Origin of the sequence: Pseudoruegeria sp. SHC-113 (assembly GCF_025376885.1) — a bacterium.
Classification (GTDB): domain Bacteria; phylum Pseudomonadota; class Alphaproteobacteria; order Rhodobacterales; family Rhodobacteraceae; genus Pseudoruegeria.
In genome coordinates, this window is record NZ_JAHUBR010000003.1 from 48,989 (window position 1) to 64,783 (window position 15,795).

The following is a 15,795-nucleotide window of genomic DNA, read 5'->3' on the forward strand; positions in this document are numbered from 1 at the left end:
CTTAGCCGCGCCAAGCCCGCAGATCCCATCCAGTTTCCGCTTCCAACCAATCCACCTCGGAGCGAAAGACCCGGAGCAACAACGCCCGTGCCTTCGAACACATAGGTGGGTAGCTTCGGGCGTGTACACGCGCCGCCGGGACTGTAAATCTGTCAACCCCAAGGAAATCACAGGCAGTATCGAGTGCCTCATCGTGGGCGTCCCGAAGATCGCTTGATTTCAGCAGCAGCAGGTTTTCGCGAGGAAACACCGAAAGCAGGTTCTTGATCTGCAGGCTGTATCGCCCACGCTGGATGTAAGAGAAGAACGGATGACGGCCGAGCTCCGCGCGGCTCCGGCTTTCGTGGTGCAGGGCGTCCAGAAATTCCCGAGTCTCCCAGCCTTTTTCATATTGCATGTTCCATTGCGAGTAGGCACGCGCAACCGGATCTCGCAACAGAAGGATCCATTTCATAGCCGGATTATAGGCGTGGATGCGGGCCGCAATCTCAGGCAGGAACATGTAGATCGGCGTGATGTCGCCCGTGGTGGTTTCTGCGGCCCTTGGCGGGAAGAGCGCATGATACGGCGCGTAGTCTCCGGGGTGCGCGTCTTTGAACTTCATGTCGAAGAAATGCGGCTCCGGCGCGTCTGGATGCGAAAGGCGAATTTGCGGATGTTGCCGCAAAAAATGCCCGAACGCGCGCGTTCCGCCTTTCTGCGTGCCGGCAACAACAAAGTTCACCTCGGGCGCGGACATCACTTAGCGCCCGTGTTTGGCTGCTGCTTCAGCCAAGCAGCAGCATAATCGTAAAGCGCATAATCCAAGCGGGCACGTTCGCGAAAGTCATCGAGGTTGATGCCAAGAGGTTGCGTGTCACGCGGCGCCGCGTTGACGTGCTTCAAATCACCGGTCGCACGTTCAAAGCCAAAGGCCCGTGCGAAGACGTCAAGCGAGCGATCCAGTTGTTCGGTCACACCAAGCGCGACGAAGTATTCCTCCAGCAGATCGGTATAGTTGTTGAGCGTGCAGGGCTGCGGCATGAACGCGGCCATCGGTGGGCCCATGTTGGGATCCTCGTAGGGCCAGCCTGACAGAAAGTCTTCAAGCGTCATCTTGGCGGACGCGCGGAACTGGGGGATCTTGTCTGCTTTCAGGCGGCGGAAGTAATAGTTGGAGATCATCCGCTCGAGTGGGTCGCGCAGAATGGTCACCGTTTGCCGAACATTGGGATAGTAATCCACCTGACCGAACCCCTTAGCACTGTTGAAGTGCCCGTAGATTACCACGCGGTGGCGGCGGCTTTGCTCTTCGAGGTCATGTCTTTCGGGCAGGTTGTCTCTCGCATAGTGGGGCAAGAACCCCTCTCCGAACCAAGACCTGAAAATCTCGCTGACTGATGATCCGGCGGTCTTCGGAATGTGGCTGAAGATTAGCGGCTTGTCGCTCTGATATGCCTGCAAAACCCAAAGCCCTTTAGTCCGATGCTATTGCCGTGGACCCCTGCACATCGTGCGGTTTACGGATCCCTCCGGGGCTTGCAGTTGCTTTGCAGAGCAAATGCCCGGATAGTTGCCACAAACGACACAAGTCCCGCTCAGGTGTCAACCGCAGGACCAACGGTTTTCAGAAGTTTATGCAGCAACGCCTTTTCTCCCTCCATGCCCGGACGGCTCTTGCCCTCCTGATCGTCGCTCTGCTGGCCTACCTCTTCTGGACCCAGTCGCGCTATCCGGCGCTGGACGACAAGGCGCTGATGAGCGGGGCGATTGTGCTGGAGGATCCGATCTCCTTCGATGTACTGTTGCCCACTTCGCCGGAGCAGCCCCTGTGGCAGCGGATCGCCTATTCGACGGTCAACTGGCTGAACACCAACAAGAAGGGCATGACCTTCGGCGTGCTCTTCGGGGCCGCGCTGCTGACGCTCTTCGGCACGATGTCCTGGCGCAGCTTTCGGGGCGGGTTTGCCAATTCGGCCCTTGGCCTCGCCATCGGCGCGCCGCTCGGAGTTTGCGTCAACTGCGCGGCACCGATTGCCAAGGGGCTCTATGCCAGCGGCCTGCGCGCGGAAACGACGCTTTCGGCCATGGTGGCCTCGCCCACGCTCAACGTGGTGGTGCTGACGATGCTGTTCAGCCTCTTGCCGGCTTACATGGTGCTGGCCAAGATCGGGTTGAGCCTGCTCGTGATCCTCGTCGTGGTACCGCTGATCTGCCGCTTGCTGCCCGGATCCCAATTGCAAATTGCGCCGCCGCCGATCCCGGCGGAGGGCTGGGCAGAGCCCGCGCCCCGTATGCCGCTGCAAAGCGCCTTGTGGGACGTTGCCAAAAGCTTTGCCGCCAACCTCTGGTTCATCCTGCGTACAACGGTTCCGCTGATGTTCCTGGCCGGGTTCCTTGGCGCTGTGGCCGGCCATCTGCTGCCGCCCGAGCTGTTGTCGGGCACCTCCTTCATGCTGGGGCTCGCGGTGCTGGTGGCGGTGGCCGGGATCTTCCTGCCGGTGCCCATCGCCTTTGACGTGGTGATCGCCGGAGCCCTTCTGAGCAGCGGGCTCAGCGTGGGCTATGTGATGGTGTTGCTGTTCACGCTGGGGATTTTCTCTGTCTACTCCTTCCTGATCGTCGCACGTACCATCTCGACGCGGGCGGCGGTGCTGCTTTCGGCGGCCATTGTGGCGCTCGGCGTGCTCGGCGGGGCCGGGGCGCAGGCCTATCACGATTGGCAGAACCGCCGCGCGCTGGATTACCTCCTGAGCGAAGCCCCCGCGCCACGCCTCCTGATGGCGGCGCAGGCGTCTGAGGCGGCGCAGGTGCCTGTCCGCGTCACCGCCACGGCGCATGCCCCCCGCTCGGCTGCAGGGCCCACACCCTTCACGCGGATCGAAGCTTCGGAGATCGGCATCGACAAGCCGCTCGAGTTCGATTTCGAAGACATGTGGCCGCCGTTCTGGGAAGGTCGCAGCCTGGCGACCGGGGATATCGACGGCGACGGGCTTGTGGACGTGGTGATCGCCTCAACGCGCAAGGGCCTTTATGCCTACCGCGGTGACGGCAACGGCGGCTTCACACCGCTCGATCTGGAGCTTGGCCCGGTGGCAGAGATGCCCGTGTTCAACGCGCCGCTCGTGGATCTGGATGGCGACGGTGATCTGGATCTTTTCCTGGCGACCTACCGGCAGGGTAACTGGATCTGGCCCAACGCGGGTGGCTTCACGCAGGCCGAACCGCCGCGCAAGATCGAGGACGGCGGCGCGGTGCTCTCCATCGCGCTGAGCTTCGGCGACATCGATCGGGACGGCGATCTGGATGCGGCGCTCGGCAATTGGACGGCGGGCTGGTATCGGCGCGTTCCCGGCGAGGAAAGCCGCAACCGGCTGCTGCTGAACACCGGCGCCGGGCTTCTGGCACCGGGCCGCGTGGACCTGCCCGCCATTCCCGGCGAAACGCTTTCGATCCTGCTGTCGGATCTGAGCCAGGACGGCTGGCCGGATCTGATCGTGGGCAATGATTTCGAGATCCCGGACGCGATCTACCTCAGCGACGGGCAGGGCGGCCTGCGGCTTCTGGGCCGTGAAGACGGCCTGATCCCTCATACCACCCATACGACGATGGCGGTGAAAACAGCGGATCTGGAGAACCGCGGCATCGTCGATCTGTACCTCGCCCAGATCGCTGGCCGCTCCTCCAACATCTCCGCCACGCTGAAGATGCAACCGCTTGAGCGCTATTGCGACGGGATCCGTGATCCGGAGGCCAAGCGGATCTGCACCGTGAACATGGAGATCAAACGCTGGTACAAATCGGGCAACAATTTTGACCCGACCTATGCCCGCAACTGCGATGATCTGCCCGCCCCCACGCAGGCCCAGTGCAAGGCGATGCTGATAAAGGACATCGCGATCCAGAAAGAAGATCCCTCGCTCTGCGGCCTGATCCCGGCGGGTCAGCCGCTTGCGGCCTCCTTCTGCGAGCTGCACTTTCTCCCCGCGGGCCGGCCCTCGCCGGCCGCGCTGGCGGCGGCCCTGCCGCAGATTAAACAGGCCAATGTGCTCCTGCGCCGCCCCGAAGCGGGCGCGGGTTTCGCCGACGAAGCCCCGGCACGGGGGCTGTCGGTGGGGGGCTGGAGCTGGGACACCAAGATCGAGGATTTCGACAACGACGGCGATCTGGACGTCTATATCGTCAACGGCACATGGGTGCCCAATGAGGTCAGCCCGTCCAACCTGTTCTTCGAGAACGACGGACAGGGCCAGTTCACAGAGGCTTCGGGGCCCTTCGGGCTGGAGGATTACCTGATGACAGCCACCGCCGTGGCGTTTGACCCGGACGGGGACGGCGATCTGGATCTCTTGACGCATCCGGTGAACGGCCCGCTTGTTTATTTCCGCAACAACGATCAGGCGGCGAGGGCGATCACGGTGCGGCTGCGCGATACGTCTGCCAATTCAGCGGCCATCGGCGCTGTTCTGCGGCTTTCGGCGGGCGGAGGAACGCAGCAACGGGAGCTGCAACTCGGCGGCGGGTTCATGTCCTTCGATGCGCCCATGGCCCATTTCGGGCTCGGGGCGGCGGCACAGGCCGACGCTTTAGAGATCACCTGGCCCGATGGTGCGGTGAGCCTTGTGGCTGGACCGCTGGCGGCGGGCCAAAGCTACCTGATCGAGCGTCAGCCCTAGCGGATGATTGGCTTGCGAAGGCAAGCCTTTCCCTGCCAGAAAGGGGCAACGCGAAGACCGGAGCCGCCCATGCCAAACCCCTTGCCGCTGAAATCCCGCTTCGACCTGCCCGAAGGCGTGATCTATCTGGACGGTAACTCGCTCGGCCCGCTGCCCCGCGGTGCGCAGGCGCGCGTGGCGCAGGTGCTGAGCGATGAGTGGGGCCAGCAGCTCATCAAGGCGTGGAACACGGCGGGATGGATGGCCATGCCCGCCCGCGTTGGCGACCGCATCGCGAGGCTGATCGGCGCGCCGGAAGGCTCGGTGACGACGGGCGATACGCTGTCGATCAAGGTCTACCAGGCGCTGGCGGCGGCCCTGAAGATGGCCCCCTCGCGGCGGGTGATCCTGTCGGACACCGGCAATTTCCCCTCCGATCTCTACATGGCGCAGGGGCTGATCGGCACCATCGGCCAAGGCCACGAGCTGCGGCTGGCCGAGCCCGAGGCCGTGCTGGAGGCGATCACCGAGGAGATCGCCGTGGTGATGCTCACCCATGTGGATTACCGCACCGGCCGCCTGCACGACATGGAGGCCATCACCAAGGCCGCCCATGCAGCAGGTGCCGTGATGATCTGGGATCTGGCCCATAGCGCTGGGGCCGTGCCGGTGGACATCGCGGCCAGCGAGGCCGAGTTCGCGGTGGGCTGCACGTATAAATACCTCAACGGCGGCCCCGGCGCGCCCGCGTTCATCTACGCCCGTCCCGACATCATCGACCACGTGAAGCCGGCGCTGGCAGGCTGGCTCGGCCATGATACGCCTTTCGCAATGGAACCCGGTTACCGCCCCGCCATGAGCACCGAACGCCTGCGCGTTGGCACCCCGCCCATTGTGCAACTGGCGCTGCTGGATCATGCGCTCGACATCTGGGAAGGGGTGGACATGCAGGCCCTGCGCGCTGCGTCGATCCGGCTTTCGGAGCGCTTCATCTGCGAGGTCGAGGCGCGCTGCCCGCAACTGCGCCTCGCCTCCCCGCGCGATCCACAGGCCCGCGGCTCACAGGTCTCTTTCGCGTTTGAAGACGGCTACCCCGTCATGCAGGCCCTGATCGAACGCGGCGTGATCGGCGATTTCCGCGCCCCCAACATCCTGCGCTTCGGTTTCACCCCGCTCTACCTGGACGAAGCGGATGTGGTGCGGGCGGCAGAGATCCTTGGGGATGTGATGGCGGAAGGGGTGTGGCAGGAGCCGCACTACAGCGTCCGGTCACGGGTGACGTAGCAGATCGCGCAGAATGCCAAAAACTGTTGGCTCTGGTCCGAGAGTTAGCACGTCCCGGTCTCCATTCTCTGAAAGGCGCGCATTCAGGGCCCTCAGACGACGTCTTCACTCTATGGTTGTATGGTTGGTTTAAAACATGGTTCATTACGCAAGGAGCCCAAGCCACCCCGTTTCACGTCACATCAGGCGTGGATCTGACGCGGGCCCATAAACTCGCTAAACACATCGGCTATCAGTTTGTAGGGGAAACTATGTTCGGAAAGCTTAGACGCGGCGTCATTTCTTCAGTTCTGGGTGTATTTGTCACATTCACGAGTTTGCCGTCGTTGGCTTTAGCTGCTGATGGGGCCAAAATTACGTTAATCCCTGAGCTTGATTTCAATTTGGTGTGTTTTAAGAATCCCATTGAGGAAAGGTTGGAAGGATATTTATGCTGGCGGCAGGCAAACTGTTGACAACATTCGTATTCTTATCAACGAAAACTCAACGAACAATTATAACGGGATATTTGGATACCGAGTGATACGAAAAAGTAGTCCGTGTTTCTGCGAGTTTCTTCGCAACGGAAAACGGGGCATAATAAACGACTCAGGAATAACGGTTCCCCTCACGTATTCCACACATTTAGGGTACGATTTCCCTTTTGTTTTTCCTGAGAAATTCTTGATCCCGGCCATAGACACTTTGATGAAACGGCGCATGGATCACAACCTGTTTAGAAAAGGTGAATACGACTCAAGACGAAACCGTTTCCCCGAAGCCGTAAAGCAGTTGGCAGAAGAAAACTGCAGAAATTCCGTTACTGAGATTCTTCTAAATGACGCGGGCGTTTTCTACGCCGTCTCCAACAAAAACAAATCAAATTCCGAGCAAGCGTTTGCTCTTGTTCATGGCGATATCATCTACAATGGGAAGGTTGTAAATCCTTGGCCGCAGAAATAAAATACGTAGACTCTGATCGGGATGTTATTCACGCTGAAGAGCGTGCGATGGGGCTTTGTTGCACAAATCGGGTGAGGGAGTTGTCTCAGAAATCCAGCATGATAGCTGGGCGACTGATCCGTATTTCCCTTCTAGGCCTAATCGCTCTCAATACTATTGGTTGTTCTAGTCCGTTTGAGCCCTTCGACACGGCGACACCAGATTTCCAGTTCTCCAAGGAAAATGAGTGTCCGAACACAACACTGACGGGGGTTAAGGTTGACGAAGTCGGAAACTACAGGATTTGGCGCATAAAACAGCTAAGTGATACACACTATCAGTATGTTTTGTCATATCGTGATAAGCCATGAATTTTTGTATTCTCGCACCAGAGAATGAAGATGGATGAGAATAGCCCTCCGAAATTTATTTTTTCCTCTGAGTCCAAATTGAATCAACCTCAGGATTTTATCTTTACCCCGGCGCTTCGCCCTATTGTGGTTGGTGGCTCCACCGTTGGACAAGTCACTCTTTATGACAATCTGTCGAAAAAAGTTGCTGAGAACTTCTTTATGGCTGTAGAAGAAATAAATCGAAGAAAGAGTGTGTTTCCGATTACAGGCAATGGGCCCTGACGGACGCGGTCTTGCTTTTCTCAAGTCGGTGGCAATTCAGTGTAGTTGAAGAAAATGTCTTCTATAAAGAAAGGCCAGTTCGGTAACCGTCGGAAGACTCTCTCAAACGCTGCTGGGAAAGGGATTGGAATTTGACACTGTTCTCTTGGGTGTACTAATTTCGTTCAAATGCATTTCCGGGCGGGATTCTCATTTTCAGCTCGATTGAAAGTCTGTGTTCCAGGGTAGCTAAGACCCGACTTTCTTTCGATCCCTGGGGGAATCTATCGTTAAGTTTCTGGCATTGTGCGGATTTGGTTTCCAGCCTCGATCTCATTCCAAATTCCTGCGGCTTTGGGTTGCCGAGGGATGAATGCGTTTGATCGCGGTAGTAGACTTCCTACCATGCAGCGATCTTCCTGAGGGCCTCGGTCAGAGATGAGAGCAGGGTTTCGCTCTCCTCGCGGGCCCTTTCAATCAAGAGGTTCTCAACACTGACTACGGTTGAGTCAATTGTCTACAAATGGCACCCATGCAGCACACAAAGGGATGAGAGCACGAATGACAAAGCGGGTACGCGCGCGAACAATCCCATATTTTCACGGTGTTAAATGGTGCCCGGGGGCGGAATCGAACCACCGACACGAGGATTTTCAATCCACTGCTCTACCCCTGAGCTACCCGGGCACGGGTGAACGCTAGCGTTCGGGTGGCGCTCTTCTAGACGCGCCCGAGGGGACTGTCCAGAGGCGAAATGCAGTTTTTTCAGTGCAGGTTGCGGCTCGCTTCGTTTTCCTCTTCGGACGCCAAATCCGCCTCTTCTTCGCTCTCTGCCGGGATCGCGTAGCTCTCCGACATCCAGCGGCCCAAATCGACGTCGGCGCAGCGTTTGGAGCAGAAGGGGCGGTAGCTTTCCACCGATGGTTTCTTGCAGATCGGGCAGCTCATTGCAGCAGCCCCCGGTCCAGCGGCAGGCGCTCGCGTTTGCGCTGCAACTCAAAGAGCCCCATGCCGGTGAAGCCGACCAGCACCGTCTCGATCCCATCGGCGCGGAACACGGCGCGCAGCTGTTGTTCGATGGGGCGGCGGTCCTTCTTGGGGAAGGGGGCGAGATCGAGCACGATCTGCCCGCCAAGGCCGCGGCAGCGCAATTGGCGGGGCAGGGCGCGGATGGCTTCGATATTGGCTTTCAGCCCGGCTGCGGGTGAGGTGTCGCCGCCGGTGTTCACATCCACGGCCACCAGCGCGCGGGTGGGTTCGATATACATGCTCGCGCCGCCGGGCAGGGTGACATGGGGCGAGGCCAGCGCTTCGATGGCGGACAGCGCGTCGAACCGGTCCAGCCCGCCGGGCTCGGACTCGACATGGTCGGGCTCGGGCCAGTCGCGCCAGGCCAGCATGTGGGGGGCGGGACCGTCGAGCAGCAGTTCGGGCGTGTCGCCCTCGGCATCTATCAGAATCGCGTCGGCTGCCGCGCGCATGGCGGCGATGTCTTCGGCGATGTCGTCGTCCGGGCCGGTGCTGGCGGCAGTGCGCAAGATCAGCCCGTGGAGGCTGCCCTCCATCCCGTCATCGGCCAGCGCTTTCAGCTCGGCGCGGCGCTCCTCTTCGCGGATCGCGCGGGAGATATTGAGCCCCGGCGCATCCGGCGTGACGATGGCGTAGCGGCTTTTGAACAGCACGCGCTGGGTGACGGGCACGGCCTTGCCGCCCTCGGCAAAGCCGGTGACCTGCACGAGGATTGCCTGACCGGCAGCAAGCCCCTTGGCCTGCCGCAGGAAGCCCGTGCCCTCGGGCAGGCGCACCATGACACCGCCTTGTCCTTTCATCGGGCGCTCCACGATGGCGCGGTAGATCGCGCCGGGCAGCGGCACATCGGGATCCGCCGGGGTGAAGAGGAAATCCTCCAACCGACCGTCCACGAGCCGCGCGGCCACCTCGCGGCCCCGCAGGTGATCCAGAATGATGACGGTGCCTTTCATGGCGTTACCCCTCGGTTTGGGAATAGAGCGGATAGCCTGCCGCCTGCAGGAGCTGCGCGGTTTCGGCCACGGGCAGGCCGACCACGGCGGTAAAAGAGCCGCTGATCCACGGGATGAAGGCCCCGGCGGGCCCCTGAATGGCGTAGCCGCCGGCCTTGCCGCGCCAGTCGCCGGAAGCGAGATAGGTGTTGAGTTCCACGTCGGAGAGGCGCTTCATCTTCACCCCCGTCACCACATCGCGCTGCCAGAGCTGATCGCCCTTTCGCACCGCCACAGCTGTGATCACCTGATGGCGGCGCCCTGCAAGCTTGATCAGGAACTCGGCCGCTTCCTTCTCGTCGGCAGGCTTGCCGAGGATGCGGCGGCCCAGGGCCACGGTGGTATCGGCGCAGAGGACGATCTCATCCGCCGCCAGATCGACGGCCTGCGCCTTTTCCGCTGCAAGCCGCACGCAATAGGGGCGCGGCAGTTCACCTGGCTGAGGCGTTTCGTCGATGTCGGGGGGGCGGATCGAATCGGGCACGAGTCCGATTTGCGCCAGAAGATCCTTCCGGCGCGGACTGCCAGAGCCCAGAACAAGCCGCATTGGCTTACTTGAAGCGGTAGTTGATGCGACCCTTGGTGAGGTCATACGGCGTCATAGCGACCTGAACCTTGTCGCCCGCGAGCACGCGGATACGGTTCTTGCGCATTTTGCCTGCCATATGTGCGATGATCTCGTGGCCGTTCTCAAGCTCGACCCGGAATGTCGCATTTGGCAGGAGTTCCCTAACGACGCCCGGAAATTCGAGATCTTCATCCTTGGCCATGTTCGCTCCATAACAAATACCCGCTTGGTGCGGGCGCGCACTAAATGCGCTTAAAATGGCAATGTTTCAAGGGGTGGCTTCGCCGAATTGCAGAAAAGTGACGTGGGGGATGCGCGCGGCCTGCTCCGGCCAGTGGGTGAGGTTGCGCACCTGCCCCTCGCGGCGCACCCGGCGCACGGCTTCGATATCCACCTCGGCGATGGTCCAGCCCGGCGTGTCCATCGGCCCCTGCATCAGCACGCCATCGGGCGGAAAGCCGTGATCCGGCGGGCCGTAGAGCGCGGCGGCGCCGTGGTTTTCATCCACTGCCGGGCACCAATCCACCGGGCCCACGGTGACGGAATGGACAACCACCATTTGGTTCTCCAGCGCCCGCGCCATGCAGCCCACGCGAACGCGGTGATAGCCCATGAGTGCATCGGTGCAGGAGGGCACGAGCAGGATCTCGGCCCCGGCTTCGGCCAGCGCGCGGGCGAGCAGGGGGAACTCGCTGTCGTAGCAGATCAGGATGCCGATGCGCCCGAAGGGCGTCTCCACGAGGGCGGGGCCGTCGCCTGCGCGCAGGCTCCAGCTGTCGCGCTCGTATTGGGTCATGATCTGCTTGTCAGCATGGGCGCGCGCACCATCGGGGCGGTAGAAGCCTGCGCGGTTGATATGGGTGCCGTTACCGCCGTCCACCGGGGCGGAGGGCCCGAGGATATGGACGCCGTGGTCAGCGGCCAGTGCAGCGAGGATGCCATCGGCCAGATCCCACTGCGCGGCGGCAGCATCCGTGCAGGCGGCCTGATCGCCGCGCACGGCCTCGCCGGCAAGGCTGGCCCATTCCATGCCACCGTATTCCGGGAAGACAAGCAGATCGGCCCCGGCCTGTGCCGCCTGTGCCACCCAGCGGGCGAGCTTTTTCCGCAGGGCTTCGGGCGAGGCGAGCCAGTCGATCGGATAGGCGGCACTGGCGATCTTCATAGGGCGCGGCTCCAGAGTTGCAGGGGCTTTTCCGTCTCGGTGGTGTCGCCGTGATCCTTCCAGCGGAACTGGGCGAAAGCGCCCTCCACCGGGGCATATCCGCGCTTGCGCCAGAAGCCGTCGAGCGGGCGATAGCTGGCGGGGCGCGCCGGGTGATCCGCAGGGCGCTGCACGGCGCAGAAGACGGCATGGCTGCGGCCAAGGCTGCGGGCGTGGGCCTCGCGGGCGTCAAAGAATGCGTGGCCCAGCCCTTGCCCGCGATAGGCGGGCAGCAGGACGGATTCGGCGCAGTAGAAACATTGCTCCACGGCAAGCCCGGCCTTGGCGAGCGGCGCGGCGAATTCCGAGGCGTGATCTTCCATCGGCGTGCCCGTGGCGGCCCCGACAATCCGGCCTTCGTCCAAAGCGGCGACGACAATCGCGCCGGGGCTGGCCTCATAGGTGGCTAGATAGCGCCGTTCATAGGCCTCATCGCCATCGTAGAGATAGGGCCATTCGGCGAAAACGGCGATGCGCAGGCGAGCCAGATCCCCAAGGGCTGCGCGCAGGGTGCTGCCGGTGAGGGGTTTGACCTCCATCAGGCGGGGCTGCCTTGCAGCGCGCCACCAAACCGGGCGCGGACGCGGTCGCGGATCTGGTCGCGGGTCTGGCGGTAGGCGGCGAGTTTCGTCTCCCGCGTTTCGCCAAGGCCCGTGGGATCGAGCACTGGCCAGTATTCCACCTCGAGATGGGCGTAGCGCGTCAGCTCCAGTGCCATCCGCTGGCTGGCGGGGGAAAGCGCCACGATCAGATCGTAACCCGACAGATCATCGCCCCAGGCCAGCATCTCCTCGAAGGAGCGCGATCGGTGGCGCGAGATCTCAACGCCGATCTCGTCGCAGACGGAAATGGCGAAGCCGTCGATCTCCAGATCGTTGCGCACCCCGGCGGATTGCACATAGATCTCCTGCCCGCAAAGCGCCTTGGTGATACCTTCGGCCATGGGGGAGCGGACGGCGTTGTGATCGCAGCAGAACAGAACAGACGTGGGGATCTGCACGTCGCCCATCGTCACTGACCGAAATGCAGAACGCAGATCAGAGTGAAGAGGCGGCGCGCGGTGTCGATGTCGACCTCGGCCTTGCCCTCAAGGCGCTCCTGCACCACGCGGGCACCCTCGTTATGAATGCCGCGCCGGGCCATGTCGATGGCTTCGATCTGGCTGGGGGGCAGTTTCTTCACGGCATCGAAATAGCTTTTGCAGATCTGGAAGTAGTCTTTCACCACCTGCCGGAACGGCCCGAGCGACATGTGGAAATCCACCACTTTCGCCTCGGCTTCTGTGGTGATCTCGAACACCAGCCGCCGCTCGCGGATCGCCAGCACAAGGCCGAAGGGGCCTTCGGGAGCGTCTTGCCCGTCACGGCCCGGCAGCACGAAGGAATTGTCTTCCAGCAGGTCAAAGATGGCGACCTTGCGCTCCTGCTCGATCTCGGGCGTCGGGGCCGGGAGGCCGGAGTCGTCGATTTCAACGCGGATGAGTTTGCTCATCGCCTTATCCCTCGTTCAAGGCATCAAGCCGGGCGCGGACGCTCAGGCCATGGGCTTCAAGGCTTTCCGAAATCGCCAGCCGTTCCGCCGCCGGGCCGATGGCGGCCAGTGCGCGGGGGGTCATGCGCGACAGCGTCGTGCGCTTCATGAAATCCAGAACCGACAGGCCGGAGGAGAAGCGCGCCGAGCGGGCCGTGGGCAGCACGTGGTTCGGCCCGCCGACGTAATCGCCGATGGCCTCCGGCGTGTAGGCGCCGATGAAAATGGCGCCGGCGTGGGTGATCTTGCCCACGTAGCTTTCCGCATCGGCCACGCAAAGCTGAAGGTGCTCCGGCGCGATGCGATCCGACAGCTGCGCGGCCACATCCAGATCGGGCACTGTGATCACCGCGCCGAAATCGCGCCAGCTTGCGCCCGCGATGGCACGGCGCTCCAGCGTTTCCAGCCGTTTTTCCACGGCAGCGGCAACAGCCTTGCCGAAAGCAGCATCATCGGTGATCAGGATCGACTGCGCGCTTTCATCGTGCTCGGCTTGGCTCAGCAGATCCACCGCGATCCAGTCCGGATCATTGTCCTTGTCGGCGATCACGAGGATCTCGCTCGGCCCTGCGATCATGTCGATCCCGACCTTGCCAAACACGCGGCGCTTGGCGGCGGCCACGAAGGCGTTGCCGGGGCCAGTGATCTTGTCCACCGGGGCGATGGTTTCCGTGCCATAGGCCAGCGCGGCCACGGCCTGCGCGCCGCCGATGCGGTAGATCTCATCCACCCCGGCCAGTTGCGCGGCCAGTAGCACCAGCGGGTTCGTCACCCCGCCCGGCGTGGGCACGACGATGGCGAGCCGCTCCACGCCGGCCACCTTGGCCGGAATCGCGTTCATCAGCACCGAAGACGGGTAGGAGGCCAGGCCGCCCGGCACATAGAGGCCAGCCGCCGAGACAGGCCCCCAGCGCCAGCCCAGAGTCGCGCCGGAGGCGTCCTCCCACTGCGCATCTTCGGGCAATTGCCGTTCGTGGTAGGCGCGGATGCGGTCTGCGGCCAGCTCCAGCGCGGCGCGCTCCTCTGGCGAGACCTTGGCACATTCCGCCGCGATCTCTTCCGGCGTGAAGGCCAGCGTTTCGGGGGTGAGCTCAAGCCGGTCGAACTTCGCCGTCAGCGCGATCACCGCCGCATCGCCGCGCGCGCGGACGTCGGCGATGATCTCGGCGACCACCGCGTCCACATCGGGCGAATCCTCGCGCTTGGTGGTCAGGAAGGCGGCGAAATCCGCCTCGAAGGAGGCATCGGAAGCGTTCAGGAACAGGGGCAAGGGCTTAGTCCGGGTGGTGAGGCATGTGGCGCGCGTTGGCAAGATAGGGCCGCGTCACGTCTTTCAAGGTGGCTTCAAGGCATTCGACCTGCAGGCGGATCGCGCCATCGCCGGCCAGCGTGATCTCCACGATGCCGGCGGCGTCCTCGCCCGGCTGCCAATCGACCGACAGCAACGAGAGCACGGTATCCGCATCGCCGCGCTGCACGCCCTGGCTCTGCACGCTCAGCACCGAGTCAAAGGCCAGAACCGATTGCACCCGCTCATAGGGGCGGTGGCGCTTTTCGGCCTGCGGCAGATCCTCCCAGCGGAAGCGGTTCAGCAGCAGGGCGAAGCGGCGCTCTTTTGGTTGCCAAGTCATCTCCGTGGCCGGAAAAACAGCATCCTGCGTCAGGCTGGCGATCACCTGCAGATCCTCGGCGTCCAGCGCCTTCAGGTGCAGCGCGGCCTCGCCGCCGTCTTCGAAACGGGCATCTTCCTGCATCAGCCGGGTATCCTTTCGATCAGCGCCCCGCAGGCACGCAGTTTCTCTTCGACGCGCTCATAGCCGCGATCAAGGTGGTAAACGCGCGAAACGACCGTCTCGCCCTCCGCCGCCAGACCGGCGAGGATCAGCGACACCGAGGCACGCAGATCGGTGGCCATCACCGGCGCGCCTTTCAGCCGTTCGACGCCCGTCACGGTGGCATGGCCGCCGTGCACGTCAATCTTCGCGCCCATGCGGATCAGCTCGGGCGCATGCATGAAGCGGTTCTCGAAGATCTTCTCTTCGAGAACGCTGGTGCCCTCGGCGGTGCACAGCAGCGCCATCATCTGCGCCTGCAGATCGGTGGGGAAGCCGGGGAAAGGCTCGGTGGTCACATCCACCGCCTTGGCGCGGCCATTGCGGCGGGAGACTTTAAGCCCGCGCGCCGTTTCCTCGATGCTGACGCCCGCGGCATGGAGCTTCTCGCAGAACGCGCCCACCAGATCGATGCGTCCGCCCAGCAGTTCCACCTCGCCGCCGGTGATGACCGGGGCAAGCATGTAGGTGCCAAGCTCGATGCGGTCGGTGACCACGGGATGGGTTGCGCCGTGCAGGTGATCCACGCCTTGGATGGTGATGGTAGAGGTGCCTTCGCCCTCGATCTGCGCGCCCATCTTCTTGAGGCACTGCGCCAGATCCACGATCTCCGGCTCGCGCGCGGCGTTGCGGATCTCGGTGGTGCCCTTGGCGAGTGTCGCGGCCATCAGCGCGTTCTCTGTCGCGCCGACGGAGACGAAGGGGAACTCCACGGTGCCGCCCTTCAGGCCTCCGGGGGCCTTGGCGTGCACGTAGCCTTCCTTCAGCTCCAGCTCCGCGCCCATGGCTTCCAGCGCCTTCAGATGCAGATCCACGGGCCGCGCGCCGATGGCACAGCCGCCGGGCAGCGAGACAACGGCATGGCCGAAGCGCGCCAGCAGCGGGCCCAGCACAAGGATCGAAGCGCGCATCTTGCGCACGATGTCATAATCGGCCTTGTGGTTGTCCACCCCGTGGCTCGACAGCGCCAGCACCTGACCGTCCTGCAGGCTGCTCACTTCGGAGCCCAGCGACTGCAGCAGGGCCGTCATCGTCTTGATGTCGGAGAGCCGCGGCGCGTTGGTGAGCGTCAGGGGCTCTTCGCTGAGCAGCGTGGCCGGCATCAACGTGAGGCAGGCGTTCTTTGCGCCCGCGATCGGAATGCTGCCCTGAAGCGGGCCATTGCCCGTAACGACGATCGAATCCAT

General features: G+C 62.7%; 17 protein-coding genes and 1 tRNA gene. 4 read left to right on the forward strand and 14 right to left on the reverse strand.

Translation table 11 applies throughout. The annotated features are described in order from the left end of the window. Window position 1 precedes the first annotated feature (1 nt). Together KVX96_RS16455 and KVX96_RS16460 are read right to left on the reverse strand one after the other, a co-directional pair. The gene (locus KVX96_RS16455; RefSeq protein ID WP_261195834.1) at window positions 2-739 is read right to left on the reverse strand and encodes a sulfotransferase domain-containing protein; all 738 of its coding nucleotides are present in this window, start codon (window positions 737-739) and stop codon (window positions 2-4) included. Further along, a complete protein-coding gene (locus tag KVX96_RS16460) occupies window positions 739-1,443 on the reverse strand; it encodes a sulfotransferase family protein (RefSeq protein WP_261195835.1) in 705 nt (234 codons plus the stop codon). The genes KVX96_RS16455 and KVX96_RS16460 overlap by 1 nt, the downstream gene beginning before the upstream one ends. Window positions 1,444-1,616: 173 nt before the next feature. Here KVX96_RS16460 and KVX96_RS16465 point away from each other — a divergent pair, with 173 nt between their 5' ends. The 4 genes from KVX96_RS16465 to KVX96_RS16480 all read left to right on the forward strand — a co-directional run bounded on the left by KVX96_RS16465 (window position 1,617) and on the right by KVX96_RS16480 (window position 7,474). Further along, a complete protein-coding gene (locus KVX96_RS16465) occupies window positions 1,617-4,655 on the forward strand; it encodes an FG-GAP-like repeat-containing protein (protein WP_261195836.1) in 3,039 nt (1,012 codons plus the stop codon). A 69-nt stretch (window positions 4,656-4,724) separates the two neighbouring features. Further along, window positions 4,725-5,918 carry a kynureninase gene (gene kynU, locus KVX96_RS16470; RefSeq protein ID WP_261195837.1) on the forward strand — a complete coding sequence of 398 codons (1,194 nt, stop codon included), beginning with the start codon at window positions 4,725-4,727 and terminating at the stop codon, window positions 5,916-5,918. 699 nt (window positions 5,919-6,617) lie between these two features. Beyond that, window positions 6,618-6,860 carry a hypothetical protein gene (locus KVX96_RS16475; RefSeq protein WP_261195838.1) on the forward strand — a complete coding sequence of 81 codons (243 nt, stop codon included), beginning with the start codon at window positions 6,618-6,620 and terminating at the stop codon, window positions 6,858-6,860. A gap of 380 nt (window positions 6,861-7,240) precedes the next feature. Continuing rightward, entirely contained in the window at window positions 7,241-7,474 is a 234-nt protein-coding gene (locus KVX96_RS16480; protein WP_261195839.1) for a hypothetical protein, read from the forward strand. 591 nt (window positions 7,475-8,065) lie between these two features. Here KVX96_RS16480 and KVX96_RS16485 read toward each other — a convergent pair. The 12 genes from KVX96_RS16485 to murA all read right to left on the reverse strand — a co-directional run bounded on the left by KVX96_RS16485 (window position 8,066) and on the right by murA (window position 15,795). Next, a tRNA-Phe gene (locus KVX96_RS16485) sits at window positions 8,066-8,140 on the reverse strand. A 78-nt stretch (window positions 8,141-8,218) separates the two neighbouring features. Continuing rightward, on the reverse strand, window positions 8,219-8,401 hold the full coding sequence (locus KVX96_RS16490; RefSeq protein WP_261195841.1) for a DNA gyrase inhibitor YacG: 183 nt from the start codon (window positions 8,399-8,401) through the stop codon (window positions 8,219-8,221). After that, the gene (locus KVX96_RS16495) at window positions 8,398-9,435 is read right to left on the reverse strand and encodes a ribonuclease E/G (protein ID WP_261195842.1); all 1,038 of its coding nucleotides are present in this window, start codon (window positions 9,433-9,435) and stop codon (window positions 8,398-8,400) included. Before KVX96_RS16495 ends, KVX96_RS16490 begins: the two co-directional genes overlap by 4 nt. 4 nt (window positions 9,436-9,439) lie before the next feature. Beyond that, window positions 9,440-10,021, reverse strand: a complete 582-nt coding sequence (locus KVX96_RS16500; protein ID WP_261195843.1) for a Maf family protein — start codon at window positions 10,019-10,021, stop codon at window positions 9,440-9,442. A 4-nt stretch (window positions 10,022-10,025) separates the two neighbouring features. Further along, on the reverse strand, window positions 10,026-10,244 hold the full coding sequence (gene infA / locus KVX96_RS16505; protein WP_261195844.1) for a translation initiation factor IF-1: 219 nt from the start codon (window positions 10,242-10,244) through the stop codon (window positions 10,026-10,028). A 66-nt stretch (window positions 10,245-10,310) separates the two neighbouring features. Continuing rightward, entirely contained in the window at window positions 10,311-11,207 is an 897-nt protein-coding gene (locus KVX96_RS16510; RefSeq protein ID WP_261195845.1) for a carbon-nitrogen hydrolase family protein, read from the reverse strand. Further along, window positions 11,204-11,785, reverse strand: coding sequence for a GNAT family N-acetyltransferase (locus KVX96_RS16515; protein ID WP_261195846.1), 582 nt, complete (start codon window positions 11,783-11,785; stop codon window positions 11,204-11,206). The genes KVX96_RS16510 and KVX96_RS16515 overlap by 4 nt, the downstream gene beginning before the upstream one ends. Beyond that, window positions 11,785-12,255: a low molecular weight phosphatase family protein gene (locus tag KVX96_RS16520; RefSeq protein ID WP_261195850.1), complete on the reverse strand. Its 471-nt coding sequence runs from the start codon at window positions 12,253-12,255 to the stop codon at window positions 11,785-11,787. The genes KVX96_RS16515 and KVX96_RS16520 overlap by 1 nt, the downstream gene beginning before the upstream one ends. A gap of 2 nt (window positions 12,256-12,257) precedes the next feature. Further along, a complete protein-coding gene (locus KVX96_RS16525; RefSeq protein WP_261195851.1) occupies window positions 12,258-12,737 on the reverse strand; it encodes a UPF0262 family protein in 480 nt (159 codons plus the stop codon). 4 nt (window positions 12,738-12,741) lie between these two features. Beyond that, on the reverse strand, window positions 12,742-14,046 hold the full coding sequence (gene hisD / locus KVX96_RS16530) for a histidinol dehydrogenase (protein WP_261195852.1): 1,305 nt from the start codon (window positions 14,044-14,046) through the stop codon (window positions 12,742-12,744). A gap of 4 nt (window positions 14,047-14,050) precedes the next feature. Further along, window positions 14,051-14,530, reverse strand: a complete 480-nt coding sequence (locus KVX96_RS16535) for a DUF2948 family protein (RefSeq protein ID WP_261195853.1) — start codon at window positions 14,528-14,530, stop codon at window positions 14,051-14,053. Then, window positions 14,530-15,795, reverse strand: a complete 1,266-nt coding sequence (gene murA / locus KVX96_RS16540) for a UDP-N-acetylglucosamine 1-carboxyvinyltransferase (protein ID WP_261195854.1) — start codon at window positions 15,793-15,795, stop codon at window positions 14,530-14,532. Before murA ends, KVX96_RS16535 begins: the two co-directional genes overlap by 1 nt.

Bases quoted from the DNA above. Each gene is read 5' to 3' on its own strand.
- KVX96_RS16455 (WP_261195834.1), bottom strand. From the start codon at position 739: ATGTCCGCGCCCGAGGTGAACTTTGTTGTTGCCGGCACGCAGAAAGGC.
- KVX96_RS16465 (WP_261195836.1), top strand. From the start codon at position 1,617: ATGCAGCAACGCCTTTTCTCCCTCCATGCCCGGACGGCTCTTGCCCTC.
- kynU (WP_261195837.1), top strand. From the start codon at position 4,725: ATGCCAAACCCCTTGCCGCTGAAATCCCGCTTCGACCTGCCCGAAGGC.
- KVX96_RS16475 (WP_261195838.1), top strand. From the start codon at position 6,618: ATGGATCACAACCTGTTTAGAAAAGGTGAATACGACTCAAGACGAAAC.
- KVX96_RS16480 (WP_261195839.1), top strand. From the start codon at position 7,241: ATGGATGAGAATAGCCCTCCGAAATTTATTTTTTCCTCTGAGTCCAAA.
- KVX96_RS16490 (WP_261195841.1), bottom strand. From the start codon at position 8,401: ATGAGCTGCCCGATCTGCAAGAAACCATCGGTGGAAAGCTACCGCCCC.
- KVX96_RS16495 (WP_261195842.1), bottom strand. From the start codon at position 9,435: ATGAAAGGCACCGTCATCATTCTGGATCACCTGCGGGGCCGCGAGGTG.
- KVX96_RS16500 (WP_261195843.1), bottom strand. From the start codon at position 10,021: ATGCGGCTTGTTCTGGGCTCTGGCAGTCCGCGCCGGAAGGATCTTCTG.
- infA (WP_261195844.1), bottom strand. From the start codon at position 10,244: ATGGCCAAGGATGAAGATCTCGAATTTCCGGGCGTCGTTAGGGAACTC.
- KVX96_RS16510 (WP_261195845.1), bottom strand. From the start codon at position 11,207: ATGAAGATCGCCAGTGCCGCCTATCCGATCGACTGGCTCGCCTCGCCC.
- KVX96_RS16515 (WP_261195846.1), bottom strand. From the start codon at position 11,785: ATGGAGGTCAAACCCCTCACCGGCAGCACCCTGCGCGCAGCCCTTGGG.
- KVX96_RS16520 (WP_261195850.1), bottom strand. From the start codon at position 12,255: ATGGGCGACGTGCAGATCCCCACGTCTGTTCTGTTCTGCTGCGATCAC.
- KVX96_RS16525 (WP_261195851.1), bottom strand. From the start codon at position 12,737: ATGAGCAAACTCATCCGCGTTGAAATCGACGACTCCGGCCTCCCGGCC.
- KVX96_RS16535 (WP_261195853.1), bottom strand. From the start codon at position 14,530: ATGCAGGAAGATGCCCGTTTCGAAGACGGCGGCGAGGCCGCGCTGCAC.
- murA (WP_261195854.1), bottom strand. From the start codon at position 15,795: ATGGATTCGATCGTCGTTACGGGCAATGGCCCGCTTCAGGGCAGCATT.